Annotated in this window: 25 protein-coding genes, 2 tRNA genes and 1 other RNA gene; 12 read left to right on the plus strand and 16 right to left on the minus strand. The window is 66.0% G+C overall.

The genetic code is table 11. The features are described from left to right. The first annotated feature begins 79 nt into the window (after positions 1-79). Positions 80-304 (plus strand): hypothetical protein, encoded by a 225-nt coding sequence (locus SH203_RS00425; protein WP_087118917.1) that lies wholly within the window; start codon positions 80-82, stop codon positions 302-304. Here the strand turns inward: SH203_RS00425 and SH203_RS00430 are convergent. Genes SH203_RS00430 through SH203_RS00440 form a run of 3 tightly spaced genes read right to left on the minus strand, consistent with a single transcriptional unit; the run spans position 285 to position 1,696 of the window. After that, the gene (locus SH203_RS00430) at positions 285-1,004 is read right to left on the minus strand and encodes an SIMPL domain-containing protein (RefSeq protein ID WP_087118918.1); all 720 of its coding nucleotides are present in this window, start codon (positions 1,002-1,004) and stop codon (positions 285-287) included. The genes SH203_RS00425 and SH203_RS00430 overlap by 20 nt on opposite strands. 24 nt (positions 1,005-1,028) lie before the next feature. Further along, positions 1,029-1,253, minus strand: coding sequence for a ribbon-helix-helix domain-containing protein (locus SH203_RS00435; protein WP_087118919.1), 225 nt, complete (start codon positions 1,251-1,253; stop codon positions 1,029-1,031). Further along, a complete protein-coding gene (locus tag SH203_RS00440; protein ID WP_234989323.1) occupies positions 1,250-1,696 on the minus strand; it encodes a YbaY family lipoprotein in 447 nt (148 codons plus the stop codon). Before SH203_RS00440 ends, SH203_RS00435 begins: the two co-directional genes overlap by 4 nt. Positions 1,697-1,775: 79 nt before the next feature. Between SH203_RS00440 and SH203_RS00445 the strand changes: the two genes are divergently transcribed. Further along, positions 1,776-2,660, plus strand: coding sequence for a DMT family transporter (locus SH203_RS00445; RefSeq protein WP_234989324.1), 885 nt, complete (start codon positions 1,776-1,778; stop codon positions 2,658-2,660). Positions 2,661-2,675: 15 nt separating this feature from the next. On the opposite strand, the gene SH203_RS00450 is transcribed toward SH203_RS00445, so the two are convergent. Both SH203_RS00450 and SH203_RS00455 read right to left on the minus strand, forming a co-directional pair. Then, positions 2,676-2,864 carry a DUF4169 family protein gene (locus SH203_RS00450; RefSeq protein WP_087118920.1) on the minus strand — a complete coding sequence of 63 codons (189 nt, stop codon included), beginning with the start codon at positions 2,862-2,864 and terminating at the stop codon, positions 2,676-2,678. Positions 2,865-2,866: 2 nt separating this feature from the next. Next, positions 2,867-4,135: a patatin-like phospholipase family protein gene (locus SH203_RS00455; protein ID WP_234989325.1), complete on the minus strand. Its 1,269-nt coding sequence runs from the start codon at positions 4,133-4,135 to the stop codon at positions 2,867-2,869. A 132-nt stretch (positions 4,136-4,267) separates the two neighbouring features. On the opposite strand from SH203_RS00455, the gene SH203_RS00460 reads away from it, so the two are divergent. After that, a complete protein-coding gene (locus SH203_RS00460; RefSeq protein ID WP_087118922.1) occupies positions 4,268-4,507 on the plus strand; it encodes a DUF2171 domain-containing protein in 240 nt (79 codons plus the stop codon). A 94-nt stretch (positions 4,508-4,601) separates the two neighbouring features. Then, the gene (locus tag SH203_RS00465; RefSeq protein ID WP_087118923.1) at positions 4,602-4,988 is read left to right on the plus strand and encodes a YccF domain-containing protein; all 387 of its coding nucleotides are present in this window, start codon (positions 4,602-4,604) and stop codon (positions 4,986-4,988) included. Between the two features lie 67 nt (positions 4,989-5,055). On the opposite strand, the gene fumC is transcribed toward SH203_RS00465, so the two are convergent. Continuing rightward, positions 5,056-6,447, minus strand: a complete 1,392-nt coding sequence (fumC, locus tag SH203_RS00470) for a class II fumarate hydratase (RefSeq protein WP_087118924.1) — start codon at positions 6,445-6,447, stop codon at positions 5,056-5,058. 143 nt (positions 6,448-6,590) lie between these two features. Between fumC and SH203_RS00475 the strand changes: the two genes are divergently transcribed. Together SH203_RS00475 and SH203_RS00480 are read left to right on the plus strand one after the other, a co-directional pair. Further along, entirely contained in the window at positions 6,591-7,163 is a 573-nt protein-coding gene (locus SH203_RS00475; RefSeq protein ID WP_159457510.1) for a peptidylprolyl isomerase, read from the plus strand. Then, entirely contained in the window at positions 7,139-7,519 is a 381-nt protein-coding gene (locus SH203_RS00480; protein WP_087118926.1) for a RusA family crossover junction endodeoxyribonuclease, read from the plus strand. Before SH203_RS00475 ends, SH203_RS00480 begins: the two co-directional genes overlap by 25 nt. Positions 7,520-7,525: 6 nt before the next feature. On the opposite strand, the gene SH203_RS00485 is transcribed toward SH203_RS00480, so the two are convergent. The 3 genes from SH203_RS00485 to miaA form a co-directional block, all read right to left on the minus strand. Further along, entirely contained in the window at positions 7,526-7,999 is a 474-nt protein-coding gene (locus tag SH203_RS00485; RefSeq protein ID WP_087118927.1) for an SspB family protein, read from the minus strand. 68 nt (positions 8,000-8,067) lie between these two features. After that, positions 8,068-8,435: a transfer-messenger RNA gene (ssrA, locus tag SH203_RS00490) on the minus strand. Positions 8,436-8,450: 15 nt separating this feature from the next. Then, the gene (gene miaA / locus SH203_RS00495; RefSeq protein ID WP_143275647.1) at positions 8,451-9,323 is read right to left on the minus strand and encodes a tRNA (adenosine(37)-N6)-dimethylallyltransferase MiaA; all 873 of its coding nucleotides are present in this window, start codon (positions 9,321-9,323) and stop codon (positions 8,451-8,453) included. Between the two features lie 75 nt (positions 9,324-9,398). On the opposite strand from miaA, the gene SH203_RS00500 reads away from it, so the two are divergent. Further along, positions 9,399-10,466, plus strand: coding sequence for an Mrp/NBP35 family ATP-binding protein (locus tag SH203_RS00500; RefSeq protein ID WP_087118928.1), 1,068 nt, complete (start codon positions 9,399-9,401; stop codon positions 10,464-10,466). A 78-nt stretch (positions 10,467-10,544) separates the two neighbouring features. Continuing rightward, the gene (locus SH203_RS00505; RefSeq protein WP_087118929.1) at positions 10,545-11,642 is read left to right on the plus strand and encodes an NADH:flavin oxidoreductase; all 1,098 of its coding nucleotides are present in this window, start codon (positions 10,545-10,547) and stop codon (positions 11,640-11,642) included. Between the two features lie 22 nt (positions 11,643-11,664). Here the strand turns inward: SH203_RS00505 and SH203_RS00510 are convergent, their stop codons facing one another. Continuing rightward, positions 11,665-11,985: a YbjQ family protein gene (locus tag SH203_RS00510; protein WP_087118930.1), complete on the minus strand. Its 321-nt coding sequence runs from the start codon at positions 11,983-11,985 to the stop codon at positions 11,665-11,667. 9 nt (positions 11,986-11,994) lie between these two features. Beyond that, positions 11,995-12,522, minus strand: a complete 528-nt coding sequence (locus SH203_RS00515; RefSeq protein ID WP_087118931.1) for a dihydrofolate reductase — start codon at positions 12,520-12,522, stop codon at positions 11,995-11,997. Positions 12,523-12,580: 58 nt separating this feature from the next. On the opposite strand from SH203_RS00515, the gene SH203_RS00520 reads away from it, so the two are divergent. Then, positions 12,581-13,168, plus strand: coding sequence for a hypothetical protein (locus tag SH203_RS00520; protein ID WP_087118932.1), 588 nt, complete (start codon positions 12,581-12,583; stop codon positions 13,166-13,168). Here SH203_RS00520 and SH203_RS00525 read toward each other — a convergent pair. From SH203_RS00525 to SH203_RS00540, 4 genes are all read right to left on the minus strand, one after another. Further along, entirely contained in the window at positions 13,165-13,470 is a 306-nt protein-coding gene (locus SH203_RS00525; RefSeq protein ID WP_087118933.1) for a phosphoribosyl-ATP pyrophosphohydrolase, read from the minus strand. The genes SH203_RS00520 and SH203_RS00525 overlap by 4 nt on opposite strands. Continuing rightward, positions 13,470-14,327 (minus strand): thymidylate synthase, encoded by an 858-nt coding sequence (locus SH203_RS00530; RefSeq protein ID WP_087119521.1) that lies wholly within the window; start codon positions 14,325-14,327, stop codon positions 13,470-13,472. The genes SH203_RS00525 and SH203_RS00530 overlap by 1 nt, the downstream gene beginning before the upstream one ends. Before the next feature lie 778 nt (positions 14,328-15,105). Next, entirely contained in the window at positions 15,106-15,648 is a 543-nt protein-coding gene (locus SH203_RS00535) for a DUF924 family protein (RefSeq protein WP_087118934.1), read from the minus strand. 106 nt (positions 15,649-15,754) lie between these two features. After that, positions 15,755-15,831, minus strand: a tRNA-Pro gene (locus SH203_RS00540). 200 nt (positions 15,832-16,031) lie between these two features. Between SH203_RS00540 and SH203_RS00545 the strand changes: the two genes are divergently transcribed. After that, positions 16,032-16,105 (plus strand) — tRNA-Gln (locus SH203_RS00545). Here SH203_RS00545 and SH203_RS00550 read toward each other — a convergent pair. Beyond that, positions 16,078-17,319: a tyrosine-type recombinase/integrase gene (locus SH203_RS00550; RefSeq protein ID WP_159457511.1), complete on the minus strand. Its 1,242-nt coding sequence runs from the start codon at positions 17,317-17,319 to the stop codon at positions 16,078-16,080. The two genes, SH203_RS00545 and SH203_RS00550, sit on opposite strands and share 28 nt — an antisense overlap. Before the next feature lie 501 nt (positions 17,320-17,820). Between SH203_RS00550 and SH203_RS00555 the strand changes: the two genes are divergently transcribed. Together SH203_RS00555 and SH203_RS00560 are read left to right on the plus strand one after the other, a co-directional pair. Further along, complete coding sequence (locus tag SH203_RS00555; protein ID WP_087118936.1) at positions 17,821-18,873, plus strand: hypothetical protein; 1,053 nt, start codon at positions 17,821-17,823, stop codon at positions 18,871-18,873. A 129-nt stretch (positions 18,874-19,002) separates the two neighbouring features. Next, positions 19,003-20,127 (plus strand): EVE domain-containing protein, encoded by a 1,125-nt coding sequence (locus tag SH203_RS00560; RefSeq protein ID WP_143275648.1) that lies wholly within the window; start codon positions 19,003-19,005, stop codon positions 20,125-20,127. Positions 20,128-20,151 lie beyond the last annotated feature (24 nt).

A 20,151-nucleotide genomic window follows, 5' to 3' on the forward strand; every position in this document is an offset into this window, starting at 1 on the left:
GGACCGCAAGGCAATGTCAGGGCCGCCGTCGCAATGAAAACAGGGAACCTGCGGGTTCGGCCGCCGGTTCCCTGTTGCGATGCAACGCGAAGCGAACATCGGCAGGGCGGCCTCCAGCCGTCGGCGCAAAGGCCGACGACAGGGCTGGATCGCCTTCGCCGCCGGCATGATCGCGATGTTCGGCCTGCTGGCCTTCTGGATCGGGCTGGTTGAAATGGGCGGCGAGCGTAAGCCGAAGGCCGTTCTCGTCGCCTCCGAACTGCCGGCCGCCTGTCAGGACGCGGCTATTTCAGACTGTAGGTGATCGTCGTCACCACGCGGATTTTCTTGTCGATGGAGGCGGCTTCGTTGTCGCCCGATCCGTCGCGCGGCAGGATTTCGAACGAGCCCTGCGTCGCCTGACGGATTGGCCCCAGCGGCGTGCCGCTGTCCTTGGCGAACTGTTCGGCGCCGGTGCGGGCGGCGCTGGTGCCCTCGGCGATCATTTGCGGCCGCACGTCGTTCAGCTTGGTGAAGATGTAGGACGGCCCCTGGAAGTCCTGCAGCACCACGTCCTGGCGAACCAGGTCGTTCAGGGCGCGGGTCGTGGCCTGGACGCGCGCCACGTCGTTCGTTCGCACCACCACCGTCTGGGCCAGGATGAAACGCGGGCCGCCGTTCTGCGCGGCGTATTCGCGCGAGCGGGTGTCGGCGACCTCCAGCCGGCCCAGTTCGATGGCCGACGCGGGATAGCCCTGGGCGGTCAGGAAACGGCGCACCAGGCCCAGGTCGTTGTCGATCTTGCCCTGCACCTCGGACAGGACATCGCCGGATGCGGTGAACCGAAGCGGCAGGACCGCCAAATCGGCCTTCACGTTCCGCTCGGACAGGCCGCGCACCGTCACGGTGCGGTCGCCGGCGCGCGCATGGATCACGCCCTGACCGATCAGGGCGCCCGCCCCGATGAAGCCCAGAGCCAGCAATCCGCCGAATAGGGCGGCGGGAACCAGTCGATTGTCGCTCATGATCGCATCTCCATAGACCGCAGGTTACGCCGCCCGGCCGTTGTCCGCCACCCAGTCCAGCGCCAGCAGCCGACAGGCCGAGGCCAGGGGCCGTCGCCCGCGCCCGGCGTCGATCTCGGCCAGAAGCTGGGCCTTGCTGAGACTGCGGGTCGCCGCGATCCGGTCCAGCACGGCCCAGAACTCGGGCTCCAGCGCCACGGAGGTCGCATGGCCCGCCAGGGCGACGGAGCGTTTGGACAGGCTGCTCAACGCGCGGACTTCAGCACGATCTCGGCCGAGGCGGGCGCGCCCTGCGTCAGGACGGCGTGGCGCGTGTCGGTCGTGAAGACCAGGGCGCCGGCCGGATCGCGAATCTCGGCGCGAACCGCATAGGTGTGTCGCGGATCGATCTGCGACGTCGGGAAGCCCAGCGTGACAGAGTAGGGCGGCCCGCCGGTCAGCGTCTCTCGCGTTTCGGCCAGAACTTCGGCGGGGGCGTCCGCGCGGCTGACGTCCTCGACCCGCACCGTCAGCACATGGCCGGGCGGCAGCATGATCCGTTCGCGATACAGGGCGGTGACGTTCACGACGGTCGTGCCCGTCGTCATCGGCAGGGGCGCTTCGCCCGTCGTGGCGCAGGCGGCCAGAACCAGGGCGGCGGGTAGAACGAAGGCGGCGTTTCGCATGGCGATCTCCTGTTTGAAGGCCAGCATGTCACACTCGCGCGCAAGACGTGAGAGGCGGGCGAGCCGTCGGGGTGATAAGCGGGTCGCGCCTGTCTGGAGATCCCACTTGAGCCGGCCGTTCGCCATCGCCGCCATCGCCGCCTGCGCCCTGATCTGGGGTACGACCTGGTATGCGATCACCCTGCAGCTGGGGCCGGTGGATGCGGTCGTCTCCATCGTCTGGCGGTTCGGCCTGGCCGCCGTGGTCCTGTTCGCCTTCTGCGCCTTGACGCGCCGTCCGCTGCGCCTGACGCGCGAGCAGCATATGGCGGCCATAGGGCAGGGCGCCTTCGTCTTCGCGGTCAGCTATGGCTTTGTCTATGCGGCGGAAGAGCAGGCGGCGTCGGCTGTCGTGGCGGTCATCTTCGCCGCCCTGGCCTTCGTCAACCTGATCCTGTTTCGCGTTCTGGCGGGACAGAAGGCGGCGCCGGCGGCCTGGCTGGGCGCCGTGTTCGGCGTGATGGGGGTCGGCGTCCTGTCCTATGGTCAGATGGCGGCGAGCGGAGCGGGCCTGAACCCCGGATTGGGCGTGGCCCTGGCCCTGACTGCGGTGATGGCCTCGGCCCTGGGCAACTGGTTCGCCTGGCGGGCGCAGCAGGCGGGCGCGCCGGTTCTGCCCGCGACCGCCTGGGCGATGGCGTATGGGACGGCCATGTTGGCGCTGTATGGCCTTGCGACGGGGGCGACGTGGCGGATCGAGCCGACGCCCGCCTATCTGCTGTCGCTGCTGCACCTGTCGCTGTTCGGTTCGGTGATCGCCTTCGGCCTGTATTTCACCCTCGCCCGCCAGAGGGGATACGCCTTGGCCAGCTATATCTCGGCCCTGACGCCGCCGATCGCCATGCTGGTGTCGGTCGTGTTCGAGGGCGCGCGCTTCGGCTGGAGCGCCCTGATCGGTCTGGCCCTGGTGCTGGCGGGCCAGGTCATGCTGATCCGCGCGCCAAAGCCCTGACGATCAGTCGTCCGATCAGTCATCGCGGGGCGTCTCGCGCTTCTTTCCATCCAGCAGGCGGGCGGCGCGGGCCTGATCCAGGCTGGCGGCCTGTTTCTCGGCTTTCGTGCGGCCGTGGGCGACGCGATTGGCGGCGGCCTCGGCCTTCCGGTCCGCCTTGGCGCGGGATTTCCGGGCGCGGTTCAGATTGACGATCTCGCCCATGGTCAGGTCTTCGGGGGCGAGGGGGCTTGAGAGGCGGCGGACGGTTCCGGGGCCAGGGCGGCCGGCACCTGGGCTTCGTCCACGCGCGTTTGCGGGATGAAGGGCTGGTCCGCCTGCTTCTTGTCCAGCCGGGTCCAGGCGTCCGGGCCGCGACCGCGCTGGCGGCCCAGTTCGAACATGGCGGACATGGTTTCCTGATCGAACTTCAGGCTGGAGGCCGCCACATTGTCGGGAATGGCCGAAAGCGACATATCCAGGCCGTTCCGCTGGGCGAAGGCTGTGGTGATGGCCAGGTGGGTGCGCAGCGAGGCCTTGCTCATGCTGTCATAGGTGCGCGCCAGTATGCCTGATAGGCGGCCGGGCGTGACGCCGTCGTTGCGACCCGTCTGTCCATTGACGATGACATAGAGGGCGCCGACCCGCCCGGCGTCCCTGGGGCGCGTCCACAGCATCAGATCCTCAGGAATGGCCAGGAAGGGCGTGTTGACCCCGCCGTCCACATGCATCTCCAGCACCACCTTGTCGTCCTCCTGAAGTCCGGCGATCAGGACGGGCGGGAAGACGCCGGGAATGCTGGCCGAGGCGACCAGCACCTCCTTGAACAGTTCGCGCGCATTTTCGTCGCCTTGGGCGGCCAGCAGGCCCATGTCCCAGATGACGGTCTGTTCGCTGTCCAGGTCCGTGGTGGCGACCAGCAGGCGGCGGCCCTTGGCGTGTTCGCGCGCCACGGCCCGCAGCAGTTCGGGCGTGACATTGTCGTCCACCAGCTTGCGCAAGACCTGGGAGGAGAAGAGGCTGGGGTTCAGGAAGGCGGCGAAGCTACGCCAGCTCAGGATGTTGCTGGCCCCGCCGCTGGTATAGGCGTGGCGCAGTTCGTCGTCCCAGTCCGAGCCCAGGAAGGCGAAGGGGGCGGCCAGGGCGCCGGTGCTGACCCCGGTGACGACGTCGAAGGTCGGGCGGTCGCCATGCTCGCTCCAGCCTGTCAGCAGCCCCGCTCCATAGGCGCCGTTGGCCCCGCCGCCCGACAGGGCCAGGATGGTGGTGGGATGGTCGGGGCGCAGCCGACCGCCGATTTCCTGGGTGAAGGCCTGCAGACGCGACGGGTCGTTGCTGCGAATGCGCGGGTCCTCGGCCTTGACCAATGTGCCTTCGACGATCCTGAGCGGACCCGTGGGCCGCTCCAGCGTGCCGCACGCCGTCAGCGCCAAGGCCATGACGACGCCGAAGAGACCCGACCCGATCCGCCGCATTCGCACAGTTCCAGCGTTCATGAATGCCAGTCACATACAGGGTCGCGCTTCCGGCCGCCAGACGCGCCGCCGATTTGGAAGCGGCGCCGTTTGAAACCCCTGGCGCGGGGTCACGTTCTCAGCGACAGAAATAACCCCTGTATTGGAGACACCATGATCGACGTTTCACTCATCAAGGAACATCTGGAAGTCGTCGGTTCTGACGGCGGTCACGTGGGGCGTGTCGACCACGTTCTGGACGACCAGATCGAACTGGTCAAGCTGGACCTCGCCGGCGGGTTCAAACACCATATGATCCCGGTCAGCTGGGTTTCGCGGGTCGATGACAAGCACGTCCATCTCAGCCTGACGCAGGAAGACGCCAAGGCGCGCTGGTCGGAAAAGCCGCACTGACCCTCAGGCGCACAATTCTGGATCAAGGCCCCGCTGTCGCAGGCGGGCCCTTTTCTGTATGTCGTCGGCAAGAACAGCCGCGCTGGAGCCGACCTTGATCCGACTGATCCTGAATATCCTGTGGTTCGTTTTCGGCGGCTGGCTTTCAGGGCTGTTGTGGCTGGCGGGCGGTGCGATACTGGCGCTGACCGTCGTCGGTCTGCCGTGGACCTTCGCGGCGTGGCGCATCGCCAGCTACTCCTTCTGGCCCTTCGGACGCGAGATCGTCTGGCAGGAGGCGCATCCCGTCGTCGGCTGTCTGGGCGTGGTGCTGAACGTGATCTGGTTCGTGGTCGCCGGCTGGTACATCGCCCTGTCGCATCTGGTGATCGCGGTGGCGGAGTTCGTCTCCATCATCGGCATCCCCTTCGCCCTGAAGGACCTGGAACTGGCCAAGCTGGCGCTGGCGCCGGTCGGCCGCACGATCCGCGACAAGCCCTGAGCCAAAGAAAAAGCGCCGATGTCGCATCCGACATCGGCGCTTTCTGATTTCGTGACCGCCCGGCCGATCAGCCCGGCGAGATCATCTTCTCGGGGCGGACGGCCTCGTCGAACTCGGCGTCGGTCAGATAGCCGCCGCCGACCGCTTCCTCGCGCAGGGTGGTGCCGTTCTTGTGCGCGGTCTTGGCGATCTTGGCGCAGATGTCATAGCCCAGCTTGCCGTTCAGCGCCGTGACCAGCATCAGCGAGTTGTTCAGGCCGCGCGCGATATTGTCCTCGCGCGCCTCGATGCCGACGACGCAGTTGTCGGTGAAGCTGATGGCCGCATCGGCGACCAGACGCACCGACTGCAGGAAGTTGTAGGCCATCACCGGATTATAGACGTTTAGTTCGAAGTGGCCCTGCGAACCGGCGAAGGTGATGGCGGCGTTGTTGCCGAACACCTGGACGCAGACCTGGGTCAGGGCCTCGCACTGGGTCGGATTGACCTTGCCCGGCATGATGGAGGAGCCCGGCTCGTTCTCCGGCAGGGCCAGTTCGCCCAGACCCGAACGCGGGCCGGAGCCCAGGAAGCGGATGTCGTTAGCGATCTTGAACAGCGACGCGGCCACCGTGTTGATCGCGCCGTGGCTGAAGACCATGGCGTCATGGGCGGCCAGGGCCTCGAACTTGTTCGGCGCCGTGGTGAAGGGCAGGCCGGTGATCTCGGCGATCTGGGCCGCGACCTTTTCGGCGAAACCGACCGGGGCGTTCAGGCCGGTGCCGACGGCGGTGCCGCCCTGGGCCAGTTCCATCAGCTTGGGCAGGGTCTGTTCGATCCGCTCGATGCCGTTGGCGACCTGCTGGGCGTAGCCGCCGAACTCCTGGCCCAGGGTCAGAGGCGTGGCGTCTTGGGTGTGGGTGCGGCCGATCTTGATGATGTGGGCCCAAGCCTTGGCCTTGGCCTCCAGCGCGGCGTGCAGGTGCTTCAGCGCCGGGATCAGGTCGCCCGCCACCTGTTCGGCGCAGGCGACGTGCATGGCCGTGGGATAGGTGTCGTTGGACGACTGGCTCATATTGACGTGGTCGTTCGGGTGGACCGGCTTCTTGGAGCCCGTCTCGCCGCCCAGAATCTCGATGGCGCGGTTCGAGATCACCTCATTGGCGTTCATGTTCGACTGGGTGCCCGAACCCGTCTGCCAGACGACCAGCGGGAAATGGTCGTTCAGCTTGCCTTCGATCACCTCGTTGGCGGCCTTGACGATGGCGTCGGCCAGGGCGGGGTCCAGCTTGCCCAGGTCGCGATTGGTCTCGGCGGCGGCGCGCTTGACGATGCCCAGGGCGCGCACGACGGGCAGGGGCTGTTTCTCCCAACCGATCTTGAAGTTGCCCAACGAACGCTGCGCCTGAGCGCCCCAGTAACGATCGGCGGCGACCTCGATAGGGCCGAAGGTGTCGGTTTCGATGCGGACGTTGCTCATGCGCGGAAATCTCGTCTGTCAGGCGTGGCGGTGGGTTGCGCGGGGGTGTAGCACGGCCGTCAGGCAGGGCAAGGCGAGGGAAGGCCATGAGAGGAACGGCGAGCGCGGCGGCCGTATTGCTGGCGTTGACAGGATGCGCGACCTTGCCCGCAGACCCGCATCGTCCACGGGTCGCTCTGGACACCTCAGCGGGCCGTATCGTCTTGGCGGTCGATGCAAAGGCTGCGCCCGTCACCAGTTGCAACTTCATCGGTTACGTCGTGTCCGGCGACTATGACGGGGGCAGCTTCTTTCGGACGGTCGTGCGTGCGATCAATGTGGCCAACCCCAATCCCATCGACGTGATCCAAGCCGCCACGCCCCGAGGCAGCGACGATGCTTCGCGCCCGCCTATCGCTCTGGAGCGGACGCGCGATACAGGCCTGCGCCATCACGCCGGAACGGTTTCGATGGCGCGCGACGGGCCGGATACGGCGACCTCCAGCTTCTTCATCGTCACTGAGGATACGCCCAGTCTGGACTTCGGCGGCGGGCGTAATCCCGATGGTCAGGGGTTCGCCGCCTTCGGCGCCGTGATTCAGGGACTGGACGTGACGCGGCGCATTCAGCACATGCGCGCCGGCTCCGACGAACAGCTGATCGCGCCGGTCGCCATCCGTTCGGCGCGATTGCTTGATCCGATACCCGGCGCGTGCGCCAAGGCGCGTCAGCCTTGAGCGTCGGCTGGATCGGGACCGGCAAGGTCCGGGCGCGCGAGGATGGCGACGCGGTTGAGATTGTCATCGACGGCCTGACGACCCAGGCGAAATATTACAAGCCGCTGGTCTATGAGTTCATGCGCAAGGAGTGGCGCGGCGCCCGGCCGTCATGGGGCGACCATGTCGTGGAAATCCGCATGGAGCATGTCGGCGAGCCGCCGTGGATGGACCTGGACAATCTGGCCAAGGCCCTGCTGGATTCGATCAAGGGCTATCTGTTCCACGACGACGCCCAGGTCGCGCGGCTGCTGGTCGAGCGGCACGAGGGCGAAAGAGAGCGGATCGTGATCCGCTCCTATCCCCGTCGTCTCTGACGCCGCCTATTTCTTGCGGAACTGGTCCAGCGAGACGACCTTGGGGCCGTCCGACACAGGGGACGGGTCGTGGGAGGGGGCGGGCGTTTCCTCGACCGCCTCGACGATCTCCGGCTCCTCGAACTGCAGCAGGAACTGTACGCTGGGATCATAGAAGCGCGTGACAGCCGAATAGGGGATGACCAGGCTCTTGGGCATGCCGCCGAAGCGCAGCTTGACCGAGAACCGATCCGCTTCGACGCGCAGGTCTTCATACTGATGCTGCAGCACGACGGTCATCTCGTCGGGGTATTTCGCCAGGATGTCGGGCGCGACGCTGACGCCCGCGGCGCGGGTCTTGAAGGTGATGTAGAAATGGTGCGCGCCGGGCAGGCCTTCGGCCAGCACCCGTTCCAGCGCCGCGCGCATGACCCCGCGAAGGGCCTCGTGCGCCAGCCGCTCGTACTGCATCTCATCGACCGGAGGGGTCTGGTCGCTCATCGTCACCTCGCAACAGAGCGCGACTGATAGCGGCGCCAGGGCGCGGACGATAGATGTCATTACGGTAAAGCGCCGGGATTCTGTTGCCAGGCTCCCGACAGGCCCCGCCCAAGGATCTGAACCCCTAGGACTTAAGGTTCGAAATCACCCGAACCGCATTACGCGGCGAGAGCGACTTCTCCAGCGAAGTTATCGTTCGCAGTTAGAAAATGGCCCGATACGGTGGGCCAGGACGAGCGAAAGCAATCCTCTTTACACGTCCGTCGATGCTAGTCGGCCCCATGATGCCTCCGCCGATAACGCGGGGAGAAGATTGGTGGAGCCGCCGGGAATCGCACCCGGGTCCGGTCCGCTTATTACAAGCGCGTTTATCGCCATAGTCCGGCCGAAACCGGACGGTTCGAATATAGGGCGGCGGGCGGCGCTTTCCAAGCGCGTTGTCGAAAACGCCTCAGACGCGGGACCAGTCGGCGGTCTGGTTTCTGAACCAGGTCAGCTGGCGCTTGGCGTAGTTGCGGGTCGCCTGCTTCAGGGCCGCGACGGCGGTCGGGCGGTCCGTTTCCCCCGCCAGATGCGCGGCGAGTTCCCGCAGGCCCACGGCCTTCAGGGCGGGAAGCGCGGGGTCGAGGTTTCGCTGCACCAAGGCCCGAACCTCGGCCAGCACGCCCTGATCCATCATCTGGTCCACGCGCTGGTCGCAGTTGTCATAGAGCCGGGCGCGCTCCGGTTCGATCACTAGGCCGGTCCAGTCGCCCGGCGGCAGCAGCGGTCGGGTTTCGGCCTTCCAGGCGCTGAGCGTGCGGCCGGTGGCGGCATGGACGCTCATGGCGCGCACCAGCCGCTGGCGGTCGCCCTGTTCGATGGCGTGTGATGAGGCCGGGTCGATCTCGGCCAGATGTCGGCGGAAGGCGGCCTCGCCCTCCTGCAGATACTCCGCCTCGACAGTATCGCGCACCGACGGCGGCACGGGCGGGATGTCGGCCAGACCCCGTGTCAGAGCCATGAAATAAAGGCCGGTGCCGCCGACCAGGATGGCCGGGCGCCCTTCCGTGCGCAGTTCGGACAGCAGGTCGAGGACTGCGCGGCTCCATTTGCCGACGGACCAGGCTTCGGCCGCATCGACCACGCCGTACAGCCGATGGTCGGCCATCGCCTCGTCTTCAGGCGACGGCCGGGCGGTCAGGATGCGTAGGTCGGCGTACAGTTGCTGACTGTCGGCGTTGATGATCACGGCGCCGGTTTCGTGCGCCATCTTCAAGGCCAGCGCGGACTTGCCGGAGGCGGTGGGACCGGCGAGCAGGGTAACTGGTGGCGGTTTGGACAAATCGAAGCTCGCGGCAGGGCTGGGACGGCGATAGAACGCGCGCCTTATCGCCTGCAAGTCTTCCGGGAGGCCGCCTTGGTCGAACGCACCGCCGTCATCGCCGCGCTGGACGCCGTCATCGACCCTGTGTCTGGCCAGGGGCTGGTCGCCGCCGGCCTGGTCCAGGGTCTGGTCGTGGCCGAGGACCGCGCGGGGTTCGCGCTGGAAGTCGACCGTCGCCAGGTCGCCGCCTACGCCCCCGTTCGCGATGCGGCGGAGGCCGCGTTGAAGGCCATTCCCGGCATGGCGCGGGTCTCGGTCATCCTGACCGCAGAGGCGGCGTCGGCGCCGGCGCCGCGCACGGCGGGGCTGTCGAAGGCGGCCGTGGATCAGGGACGGCCCAAGGCGCCGGTTCCGACCGACCGCCCGGCCCATGTGCGCCGGGTGCTGGCGGTCGCCAGCGGCAAGGGCGGGGTCGGAAAGTCGACCGTCGCGGTCAATCTGGCCGTCGCCCTGGCCCGTCGCGGCCTCTCGGTCGGCGTTCTGGACGCCGATGTCTATGGGCCGTCGCTGCCGACCATGTTGGGCGTCAGCGGCCAGCCGGCCTATGAGGACGGGGCCATCGTCCCGCATATCGCTCATGGCCTGAAAGCCATGTCTGTCGGGCTGCTGACCCGAATGGACGACGCCATGATCTGGCGCGGGCCGATGGCGTCGCAGGCCATCACCCAGATGTTGAGCCAGACGCGCTGGGGGACGGCCGAGGCCCCGCTGGACGTGCTGGTCGTCGATCTGCCTCCCGGCACCGGCGACGTGCAACTGACCCTGATCCAGAAGACGCCGCTGGACGGGGCGGTGATCGTCTCCACCCCGCAGGAGGTCGCCCTGGCCGATGCGCGGCGGGCGCATACCCTGTTCCAGAAGGTCGGCGTGCCGACCCTGGGCCTGATCGAGAATATGAGCGGCGACGTCTTCGGGCGCGGCGGCGGCAAGGCCGAGGCCGAACGACTGTCCGTCGCCTTCCTTGGCGAGCTGCCGCTGGACCCCGCCTTGCGCGAGGCGGGCGACGCCGGGCGGCCGTTGGCGGCAGCCGATCCGTCGGGCGAGATGGCTAGGCGTTTCGACGCCATCGCTGCCGCGACGGCCTCGGCGCTCGGCCTTTAGAAAAATCCGCAACGATGGGGGTTTCAAAAGGCGACCCTGCTGACCACCTTGGGGATCGCCCATCTCCAAGGATTTCCAATGAGCGTCGACGCCCTGTTCCGTCCCTTCACCGTCAAGGGGCTGACCCTGCCCAACCGCATCGTCATGGCCCCCATGACGCGGTCCTTCTCGCCGAACGGCGTGCCGACCTCGGATGTCGCCGGCTATTATCGCCGGCGGGCCGAAGGGGGCGTCGGTCTGATCGTGACCGAGGGCACGGTGATCGAGCGGCCGGCGGCGCGCAACGACGTCAATGTGCCGGTCTTTCACGGCGAGGCCCTGCCGCAATGGAAGACGGTGGTGGACGAGGTCCACGCCGCGGGCGGCCTGATCGCACCGCAGATCTGGCACGTCGGCTCGGCGCGGGGCCAGGGCGCGGAGTGGGAGCCGCTGGGCAAGGTCGACAGCCCGTCGGGCATGACCGCGCCGGGCAAGGCCAAATTCGAGCCGATGACCGAAGAGGACGTCGCCGACGTGATCGACGCCTTCGGTCGCTCGGCCCGGGCTGCGCGTGACCTGGGCTTCGACGCCGTCGAGATCCACGGCGCCCACGGCTATCTGATCGACCAGTTCTTCTGGGGCGGGCTGAATGCGCGCGAAGATCGCTGGGGCGGGGCGACCATCGCCGACCGCGCCCGGTTCGGCGTCGAGGTCGTCAAGGCCGTGCGCGACGGCGTGGGCGAGGACATTCCCGTCATCCTGCGCCTGTCGCAATGGAAGCAGCAGGATTACGCCGCCCGCATCGCCGAAACGCCGGACCAGATGTCCGAATGGCTGTCCCCGCTGTCCGAGGCCGGGGTCGATGTCTTCCACTGTTCGCAACGCCGGTTCTGGGAGCCGGAGTTCGAGGGTTCCGATCTGAACTTCGCCGGCTGGGCCAAGAAACTGACCGGTAAGCCGACCATCACCGTGGGCTCGGTCGGTCTGGACGGCGAGTTCATCGCGGCCTTCGGCGGCGAGGCGTCCCGGCCCGCATCGCTGGACGGTCTGGTGCGCCGGCTGGAGGCGGAAGAGTTCGATCTGGTCGCCGTGGGCCGCGCCCTGCTGGCCGATCCGCAATGGGCGGCCAAGGTGCGCGACGGCCGCACCGACGCGCTTCAGAACTTCGAGCGTTCGGCCCTGATGAGCCTGTCCTGAGCCGTCGGCGTCGTCGGGCCGGTCAGGCCGGCTCGACGATGACGCCCGTGCCGTAGGCCAGCACCTCGGTCACGCCCGGCATGATCTCGGTGGCGTCGTAGCGCATGGCCAGGATGGCGTTGGCGCCGTGCGCCTCGGCGTGTTTGACCAGCTCGTCATAGGCTTCCTGCCGACCGGCCTCGGCCAGTTTGACATAGGCGCCGACGCGGCCGCCCAGCATCGACTGCACCCCGCCGATGGCGTCCGAGATGGCGTTGCGAGAGCGCACCGTCACGCCGCGCACCAGGCCGATGTGGCGGGTCACGCGAAAGCCGGGCAGGTCGTTGGTCGTGGTCACGTACATGAGGGTCTCCTAGCGACGTTCGAGGACGCGGAAGGTGAAGGCGTGATCGTCCTTCTCGCCTGCCGGATGCGATTCCGACGATACCTCGATCCAGGCCGTTTCGTCGAATGCAGGAAAGACGGCGTCGCCTTCGGGGGCGGCGTCGACCTCGGTGATGTAGAGGCGTCTGGCGCGGGGCAGGGCGGCCTCGAACAGGGCCGTGCCGCCGATGACGCAGATTTCCTCCACCCCGTCCTCCTCGGCCGTTTCGCGCCCGATTTCGATGGCCTCGTCCAGGGCGCCGCAGACCAGGGCGCCCTTGGCCATGCCGTCGGCTTCGTAGGACTGGTCGCGGGTCATCACCAGATTCAATCGGCCGGGCAGGGGTTTCAGCGGCAGGCTTTCCCAGGTCTTGCGCCCCATCAGACAGGGTTTGCCCACGGTGACGGCCTTGAAACGCTGCAGGTCGCTACGCAGTCGCCACGGCAGGTCGCCGTCTCGACCGATGACCCCGTTGCGGCCGCGGGCGACGACCAGGGAAATAATGGGCTGGGGCAAGAACCTTGACCGTATTGCTGCGTTGAGGTGGTCTATCCCCATGAACGCGAGACCGAACATGAGCAAGTATATCCCCTCCATCGTCGTCGGTTTCGTGGTCGGCTTGGTCGTCAGCTTCGGCGTGGCGTTCCTGTTCTCCGCCCTCGGCGCGGACGTGGGCTATCTGCCGACGCTGGCGGGGGCCTTCTTCGGTCTGTTCACGGCCTATATCATGGCCAATCTGGTCGGGACGAAGCTGGGCAAGACGGCGACGCCGGAGCAGAAGCAGGCGGCGCTTGATTTTCGTCCGCCGTCCGATGATCAGGCCCTGTTGATCGTCTATCGCGAAGGTTTCGTGGGCAAGGCGGCCGGTCTGGACCTGTCGCTGGACGATCGTTACGTGGCCCAGCTGAAAAGCCCGCGTTTCACCGCCCTGTCCATCGCACCCGGCGGCCATCAGCTGGCGATGGCGTTCGGCGGTCTGGCGGGCAAGCAGAACAAGCCGACGTTGGAGGGCTTCATCGCCGCGCCCGGCGAAACGATAGTCTTCCGGGCCACGATGCAGATGGGCATGACGCAGAACCGCATCGTCGTGGAGCGGATCGCCGCCGACCAGGATCTGGTGCAACGGCTGAAGCCCATGATCATGATCGCGCCCGAGGTTTAGGGCGCAGGCCGAGGCTCCAGCCACTTCAGCCATTTGCGCTGCATCGCCCGTTCCAGATCGACGCCGGAGCGGGCGCAGTAGATCAACAGCATGCCCAGGACGTCCGCCGCTTCGTCGCCCAAAGCTTGGGCGTCCGGCGTGCCGCGTGCGCGGCCGGTCAGACGCAGATGCTCGGCCGTCAGCTCGCCCAGCTCCTCCTGCAGTTTCAGCAGCGCCCAGTCCCGATCCCGGTCGATGTCGTGTTCGGCGGCGTAGATGTCCGAGATTTTCAGGACATCGGCCTGCAGAGCGTTCAAATCCATCAGACGGCGACATCCGCCTTGATGTGCGGCCAGGCTTCGTAGCCTTCCAGCGTGAAGTCGCTCAGTTCGAAGGCGAACAGGTCGGTTTTGGGCGCGATCCGCATGGTCGGCAGGGGCAAGGGTTCGCGCGTCAGCTGAAGCTCGGCCTGGTCCAGATGGTTCAGATACAGATGGGCGTCGCCGAAGGTGTGGACGAAATCGCCCGGCTCCAGTCCCACGACCTGGGCCAGCATCATCGTCAGCAGGGCATAGGAGGCGATGTTGAACGGCACGCCCAGGAAGACGTCGGCGCTGCGCTGGTACAGCTGGCAGCTCAGCTTTCCGTCGGCGACGAAGAACTGGAACAGGCAGTGGCAGGGCGGCAGGGCCATGTCGTCCACGTCGGCCGGGTTCCAGGCGGTGACGATGTGACGGCGGCTGTTGGGATTGGTCTTCAGCCCATGGACCAGTTTCTCGATCTGGTCGATGACGCGGCCGTCCGGCGCGGTCCACGACCGCCACTGTTTGCCATAGACCGGACCCAGCTCGCCCTCGGCGTCGGCCCATTCGTCCCAGATGCGGACGCCATTGTCCTTCAGATAGCGGATATTGGTCTCGCCGCGCAGGAACCACAGCAGTTCGACGATGATGGAGCGCAGATGCAGTTTCTTGGTCGTCAGGACCGGAAAACCTCTGGACAGGTCGAACCGCATCTGACGCCCGAACACGCCCAGGGTGCCGGTGCCGGTGCGGTCGTCGCGTCGCACGCCGTTGTCCAGGATGTCACGCAGCAGATGCAGATACTGGCGTTCGGGATGATCGGCCGGCGCGGCGGCGAGGCTGGCCTGAACGTCGGCCTGAAGCGTGGCAGGGATCATCTGGACGGTCATGGGTTCAAGGTGACTCAGAAACGCTGATTCGGAACCTGCAAACGGGCGGCGTTCGGCGGGCGTCCACAGGAATCGAATCGGTCGGACGTGCGTGATCGGCCTCGCGCTTTCGCAGCGAAGTTGGAGGGCTGGGCGGAGCGCCGGGCCTTCGCCCGGAGTTGATTTGTTGTATTACCGTTTCGACGAAGGTGTTGACGCTCCGCGCGGAAGGTTGGCCTGCAAGCTCGGGGCGTCGAGCGGTGGCGGTCTTATCGCCTAACCCCATAAGCCTGCGACGGGTCGGCAGGGTCTGCGAAACCCCGTCCCGAGTGCGATCGAGTATCCCCCTCGACCCTCCGACGGCGCACCGTGTGTCGCCGCCGGCGCGATGGAGTTTCACCACCGCTCCCGTTCCCTCCTCTCTCGCCGCCGCAAGGTCGCAGGCCAGGCGAGCCCTCCATGCGACGAGACGGGTTTAGAATACGCCCGTTTCGGAGGGGGGGATGGGAGATGAGGGACATAATTCGGCAAGCGGTTGGATTCGCTGGGAATGAACCAGCCGCATTGCGATGGTTGGGGCCGACCGCCGCCCACGGTCGTCATCCTCGGCCTTGTGCCGAGGATCCATACGCTCGGTGTTTCCAGATCGGGGCGCGGCGGCGGCTGCCGGGATTATGGATCCTCGGCACAAGGCCGAGGATGACGAAATGTAGTGGTGGGGGCGTCCGTCTCCTCCCCATTTTATGGGGAGGTGGCTCGGAGTGCAGCGGAGAGCTGGAAGGGGGGCTCAGCCGCCGAAACCGCCGTCGTCGAGGAAGGCCTGTTCTTCCGGCGTCGTCTGGCGGCCCAGGGCGGCGTTGCGATGGGGGAAGCGGCCGAAGCGGACGATGATGTCGCGATGCAGTTCGCCCCATTTCTCCAGATCATCGTCGCCGGCGATCAGGGCCATGTAGCGGTCCTGGTCCTCGATCCGCTCGGAATGTTCGAAGGGCAGCAGCAGGAAGTTCTTCAGCGCCGGCTCGACCTGAAGATGCAGGTCGCGCGCCACCGCCTGATTGGCGAACATCAGGGCCAGAGGGTCGGTGGCGAACTGGTGCGCCGTGCCGCGAAAACTGTTGCGGGGATATTGGTCCAGCAGAATCAGCAGGGCCAGGGCGCCCTCGGCCGTCTGCATCCAGTCGTCCAGTTCCCGGCGCGCCGCCGCCCAGTGAACGGCGCGGCCGCGATCGCGAAACTCGGCGTCGAAGGCGGCGTCCTTGGCGAACCACTTTTGGGGGCCGGCCTCTTTCCAGAAGGCGACGACGGAGGAGGGGGTTATGAAGACGGTCATGGGACCGACCTTATCCAATCTCTCGCGCGTCTTCCATGACCGGCACAGCCGTTACGGCGGATGAAATCGCCGCCGTCGCGTCGTCTGTGTCTTGAAAGAGAGAAGATGGTCGGAGTGAGAGGATTCGAACCTCCGACCCCTGCGTCCCGAACGCAGTGCTCTACCAGGCTGAGCCACACTCCGACCGTGGGGGCGGGCCGCAAGGCGTCGCCCCGAAGTGAGGACGCGGCTTATAGCCATGGCTTCGACAGGCCGCAAGCACCCATTTCGACCTTCTTCGCCCGCACCGAAAATAGTCCTGAAAGAGGGTGTTGCATCCCAAATCGGTTTGGCCTATCTGACCGCCTCCGCCGCACAGAGCGCTGCGGAAACGCCGGTCCTGCTGGGGAATGGTGTAATGGTAACACTACGGTTTTTGGTACCGTCATTCTAGGTTCGAGTCCTAGTTCCCCAGCCATCCGCCCTCACTGCATTCGAGCCGATTTCGGCCCCGTTCGAGGGCTTTCGAGTGCTGAGTTTTACACCGGGTTTTACAGTTGCCTGTCTGTTCCGGGCCTCCTCAAGGCGCGCGATCATCCCCAAACCGATAGCTTCACCGGTCACATAACGGCGCGCGATCTCCTTCACCCGATTGAGCTCCCAGCCGAGGATGGTGGCGACATCATCGAGTGGCAGACCGGCGCGAATGAAGTTGGTGGCCGCCGTCCCACGTAGGTCATGAAAGCGGAGACCTTCAAGGCCGGCGCTGGTCTTGCCGGATTTCTTCGCCGCCGCGTCCGCTTCGAGGCGAGCACGCCCTACGCCGCTGTCCAAACCATTGCCGGGCGGCGTCCAGGGCGTGCCGTCCGAGGATTTGAGGACAGTGGGGCATTCGCCTTTATCTAAGCCGTCCAGCACCGCCCTGACGTCCTCGGTGATCGGAATGACGACCGTCTTCCGACCTCTGCTCTTTCCCGTTTGCCAAATGATCGCGTGCTCCTTCACGGCGGACCAGGGCAGGGCGATCAGGTCGTTCTTGCGCAAGCCTGTAGCGGCTGCGAGGCGGATCGCCGCCGCTACGGGCGGGTCGGCCTGATCCAGCACGGCCTCCAGATGGCGGGGCTCCCAGATGATATCCGCTCTGTTCACCTCGTAGAGGCGAGGGAAGTTCACCACCGGATTGCTCGCCAACTTGCCACGATTGACGGCCCAGTTCAGCACGAGGGACAGGGCGCCGAGAAGTTCGTTCGCAGTCTTGGGCGTCGCGGCGCGCTGATCGCGCCAGTCCAGAAGAAAAGCGCGCGCCTTGGTCGAAGTCAGGGCCGTCAGCGTCATTTCCCCGAGTTCGGTGCGGACGCGATCCAGCAGCTTGCGCCGATCCAGCTTGGTGCGCGGCGCCAGCGATTGATCCGCTCCCATGATCTCAAGATATTGGGTGATGAGGCCGAAGAGCGTGAGGTGATCCACCGGACGTGACCGGGCGGTCTTCCCATATCGATTGTAAGCGTCGATCGCCGCTGGGGCTTGGCGCGCGACCAGCTGCGCCAGGGCGCGCGGGTTCGAGGCTTTTGCGGCCATGATCTGGGGGCCGCCACGCCAGGCGTACCAATATTCGAAGACGCGGTGCGCCTTCTTCCGTTTGACCCTATGTAGGCCGGGCAGGACGTGTGTGATTTGAAATGAATCGGGCAAGTTCGACGTCCGCCGTGTCCATGGAATGAGACGGTGCGGTCTCCAGGCCAGCCAGTTGATCGAGATGCGCGTCGAGGGCCTTGCGGTCATACCGATGCCGCGTCCCGAGTACGACGCGCCCAAGACTAAGCTTGCGCACGGTTGTCGCGGGCACGCGAAGATAGGCGGCGGCTTCTTGCTCGGTCAGAAGGCGCGGTTCCATATGCGCTACGGCTCCTCAATCGAAAGCAATTCTGGGTATCGCGTCTCTAGAGACGCGCCGAAGGCCTTCGGACCCTAAAACGGAATCGAAGCTCAAGACGGCTTATGAGGCTACCCGTAGACAGGCGGACGAGAATCTGCGGCCATGATCGACTGAAACCGAACATGGGCTTCAGTCCGAGGCGGAATTGGATGGAGCCGATAATCGCGGGGGTGAGACTTCGAAGAAGGAGACGTCGATTTTTGAACTGAGCGGCGCCAGACAATATTGAATTAGGCACTGCCGCCAGAAAGCATTCCATGCAGAATGATCCGTCGATGGAGAGGGTGCTCCGTATCCTCAGCAACACATCCTCTTTGAAGGATGTCGCCCAGCTTCAAACCAACGCCGCCAACGCCGGCCGCCTGTCGCCGACTCTGCAGGCCGCGCTCGATGAGCGCGCTGCTGAGTTGGGCTTGGTCTATCTGCGCGAGAAATCCGGCCGCAACTTGGATGGGCTTAGCCCTGCCGAAGAACGCATCACCCGGGCGGTGTCCGCCTACGTCGGTATCAAGGTGCGTGACGGATCGAACGCCAATCGCACCATCAAAGCGATCCGTGACCATGGTCTTCTGGAGGCCGCCGAGATCGCGGTCACCAACGCGAAGCCGACGGCTGGATTCCAGACGCTCAACGACGCAGGCCTGGCGGAACTCTCCTACGAACAGATCATCGTGGACCATCCCGAGGAGTTTTCGGCCCGGGCGCTGTGGTTCGCCCGGCGAACCTTGGGATTGGACAACGAAACGGCCAAGCCGCCCGCGCGCGGCTCCACGCCGATCCAGGAGCAGACGGACCAACTTCTCGCCTGGCTTAAAGCCAGGAGGACGCCCGACCGCCGAATTCCGTCCTTCACCAATGCGGAGGCTTCCGCAGGATTGGGCTGGGATGATCTGCAGATCTTCGGGCGCGCTTACGGCAATCTCCAATCACGGTTGGATTTCGCCTGCTACCGGTGTGGTCTGCCGCCTCTTGGACTGACCGCGGAGCGGCCGTTCGACCGTGCGTGGTCCCAGGAAGGGCGGACCTGGGCCTTTCCTGTCTCCACGATGCAACTCGCAGCCCAGACGCGTCCCTGGACTGATCAAGATTTTCGGGCCATCGGCGCTGAAGCGCGCGCGCTCCCGGGTCAGGCCCATGTGGTCTGGCGACGGGAGCTTGCTGAATCTGAAACCCGCTTTCGCGCCTGGGCGGAAGGGGTGATGTCTTGGCAGGGCGTCGGGCCGCAGGAGGAGACAGACGCGGTCGAGCCTACGGGCCGGAATCCGGCTTGGACCCGGGATGAGTTGATCCTAGCGCTGGACCTCTATTGAACGCTCAAAGGCGCCGCCTTTGGCAAAAGCGACGATCGAATTCTGGAACTGTCCTCGGTCCTCTCGGCCTTGGCGACGACGCGAGGCGTGTCCGGGGAGGCGGACTTCCGCAACGCAAACGGCGTCTACATGAAGCTGATGAACTTCAGGGCGTCAGACCCCGAGTACGCCGCCGAGGGCAAGGCCGGGCTGAGCCGAGGCAATCAGCTGGAATCAGTGATCTGGAGCGAGTTTTTCGGCGATCGTCAGAAGCTTCAAGCGGCCGCTGAAGCCATTCGAGAGTCCATCCAAACGCCGCTGCCCGAGGCTGGGGCCGCCCCTTATTGGGTGTTCGTTTGCAATCCGAAACGGTGGGCCATCGATCGATTCTTGGAGCAGGGCGAAGCTCGTGACACTTGGGGCGTCCGGCCGTCGGACCGAATGCGCTTCGCTCCAGGGCAACTCGGCGTCGTGCGCGTCGGCGTAGACCGAGGCACCTCGGCGGAACGAGAGGGGCGGCCGGCGTTGGAGGCGGGAATCTACGCCCTCGTCGAGATCGAGAGCGAGGCGTTCGAAGGCTCGGGCGCCTCTGACGCCTTTTGGGCGGAAGGCGGGGGAAGAGCGTCGGGTTGGCCGACGGTGAAAGTCCGCTATCTCCAGACCTTCAGCGACCGGCCCTTGACCATCACGCGCTTGCGCGAAGAGGCGCCGGCTTTGTCGCCCTTGCTGCTCAATGGCTTTCAAGCGGCTTCATTTCCAATCCCCGAACCCGACTTTCGGCGACTGCTCGACCTATTGGGGACGTCAGCGGAGACGGTGGTCGGCGAGATAGCCGTAACAGACACGCTCGAAGCCTTGGCCAGGCTTGAAGAGAAATTCCGTGACGCCTGTCCTGAGGTCAAGGAGCGCGTGAGCCGGAGCATCGAACGTGGCCCGGTGGGCGCTTTGGTTAAGAAGCTCAACGGCTACAAATGTCAGATTTGCCAAGTGCTGGGACGCGATCCGATCAGCTTCTTGAAGCCGTCGGGGGAGCCCTATGTGGAAGCACACCATGTGATGCCCGTGTCGGCCGGCCAAGCCGGCTCGCTCGGGGCGTCGAACATTCTGACGGCGTGCGCCACGCACCATCGTCAGCTTCACTACGGCCAGGCATCGGTTTCGATCACCGCGACAGCCTTTGACGTCACCCTGGATGGGAAGACTGTTCGGGTCGGTCGGCCGATCCTGGACGGACCTGGTAAATCGCCGACGGCGCAGAAAATGCCCGTGGCCTGAGGCCCTTGCCTGCGACGTAGCGCC

This window comes from Brevundimonas sp. SH203, from assembly GCF_002157625.1.
Lineage (GTDB): Bacteria > Pseudomonadota > Alphaproteobacteria > Caulobacterales > Caulobacteraceae > Brevundimonas.

Coding starts and splice junctions, on each gene's coding strand:
- SH203_RS00425 (WP_087118917.1), top strand. CDS start 80: ATGCAACGCGAAGCGAACATCGGCAGGGCGGCCTCCAGCCGTCGGCGC.
- SH203_RS00430 (WP_087118918.1), bottom strand. CDS start 1,004: ATGAGCGACAATCGACTGGTTCCCGCCGCCCTATTCGGCGGATTGCTG.
- SH203_RS00440 (WP_234989323.1), bottom strand. CDS start 1,696: ATGCTGGCCTTCAAACAGGAGATCGCCATGCGAAACGCCGCCTTCGTT.
- SH203_RS00450 (WP_087118920.1), bottom strand. CDS start 2,864: ATGGGCGAGATCGTCAATCTGAACCGCGCCCGGAAATCCCGCGCCAAG.
- SH203_RS00455 (WP_234989325.1), bottom strand. CDS start 4,135: ATGAACGCTGGAACTGTGCGAATGCGGCGGATCGGGTCGGGTCTCTTC.
- SH203_RS00460 (WP_087118922.1), top strand. CDS start 4,268: ATGATCGACGTTTCACTCATCAAGGAACATCTGGAAGTCGTCGGTTCT.
- fumC (WP_087118924.1), bottom strand. CDS start 6,447: ATGAGCAACGTCCGCATCGAAACCGACACCTTCGGCCCTATCGAGGTC.
- SH203_RS00485 (WP_087118927.1), bottom strand. CDS start 7,999: ATGAGCGACCAGACCCCTCCGGTCGATGAGATGCAGTACGAGCGGCTG.
- SH203_RS00505 (WP_087118929.1), top strand. CDS start 10,545: ATGAGCGTCGACGCCCTGTTCCGTCCCTTCACCGTCAAGGGGCTGACC.
- SH203_RS00510 (WP_087118930.1), bottom strand. CDS start 11,985: ATGTACGTGACCACGACCAACGACCTGCCCGGCTTTCGCGTGACCCGC.
- SH203_RS00520 (WP_087118932.1), top strand. CDS start 12,581: ATGAGCAAGTATATCCCCTCCATCGTCGTCGGTTTCGTGGTCGGCTTG.
- SH203_RS00525 (WP_087118933.1), bottom strand. CDS start 13,470: ATGGATTTGAACGCTCTGCAGGCCGATGTCCTGAAAATCTCGGACATC.
- SH203_RS00530 (WP_087119521.1), bottom strand. CDS start 14,327: ATGATCCCTGCCACGCTTCAGGCCGACGTTCAGGCCAGCCTCGCCGCC.
- SH203_RS00535 (WP_087118934.1), bottom strand. CDS start 15,648: ATGACCGTCTTCATAACCCCCTCCTCCGTCGTCGCCTTCTGGAAAGAG.
- SH203_RS00555 (WP_087118936.1), top strand. CDS start 17,821: ATGCAGAATGATCCGTCGATGGAGAGGGTGCTCCGTATCCTCAGCAAC.
- SH203_RS00560 (WP_143275648.1), top strand. CDS start 19,003: ATGAAGCTGATGAACTTCAGGGCGTCAGACCCCGAGTACGCCGCCGAG.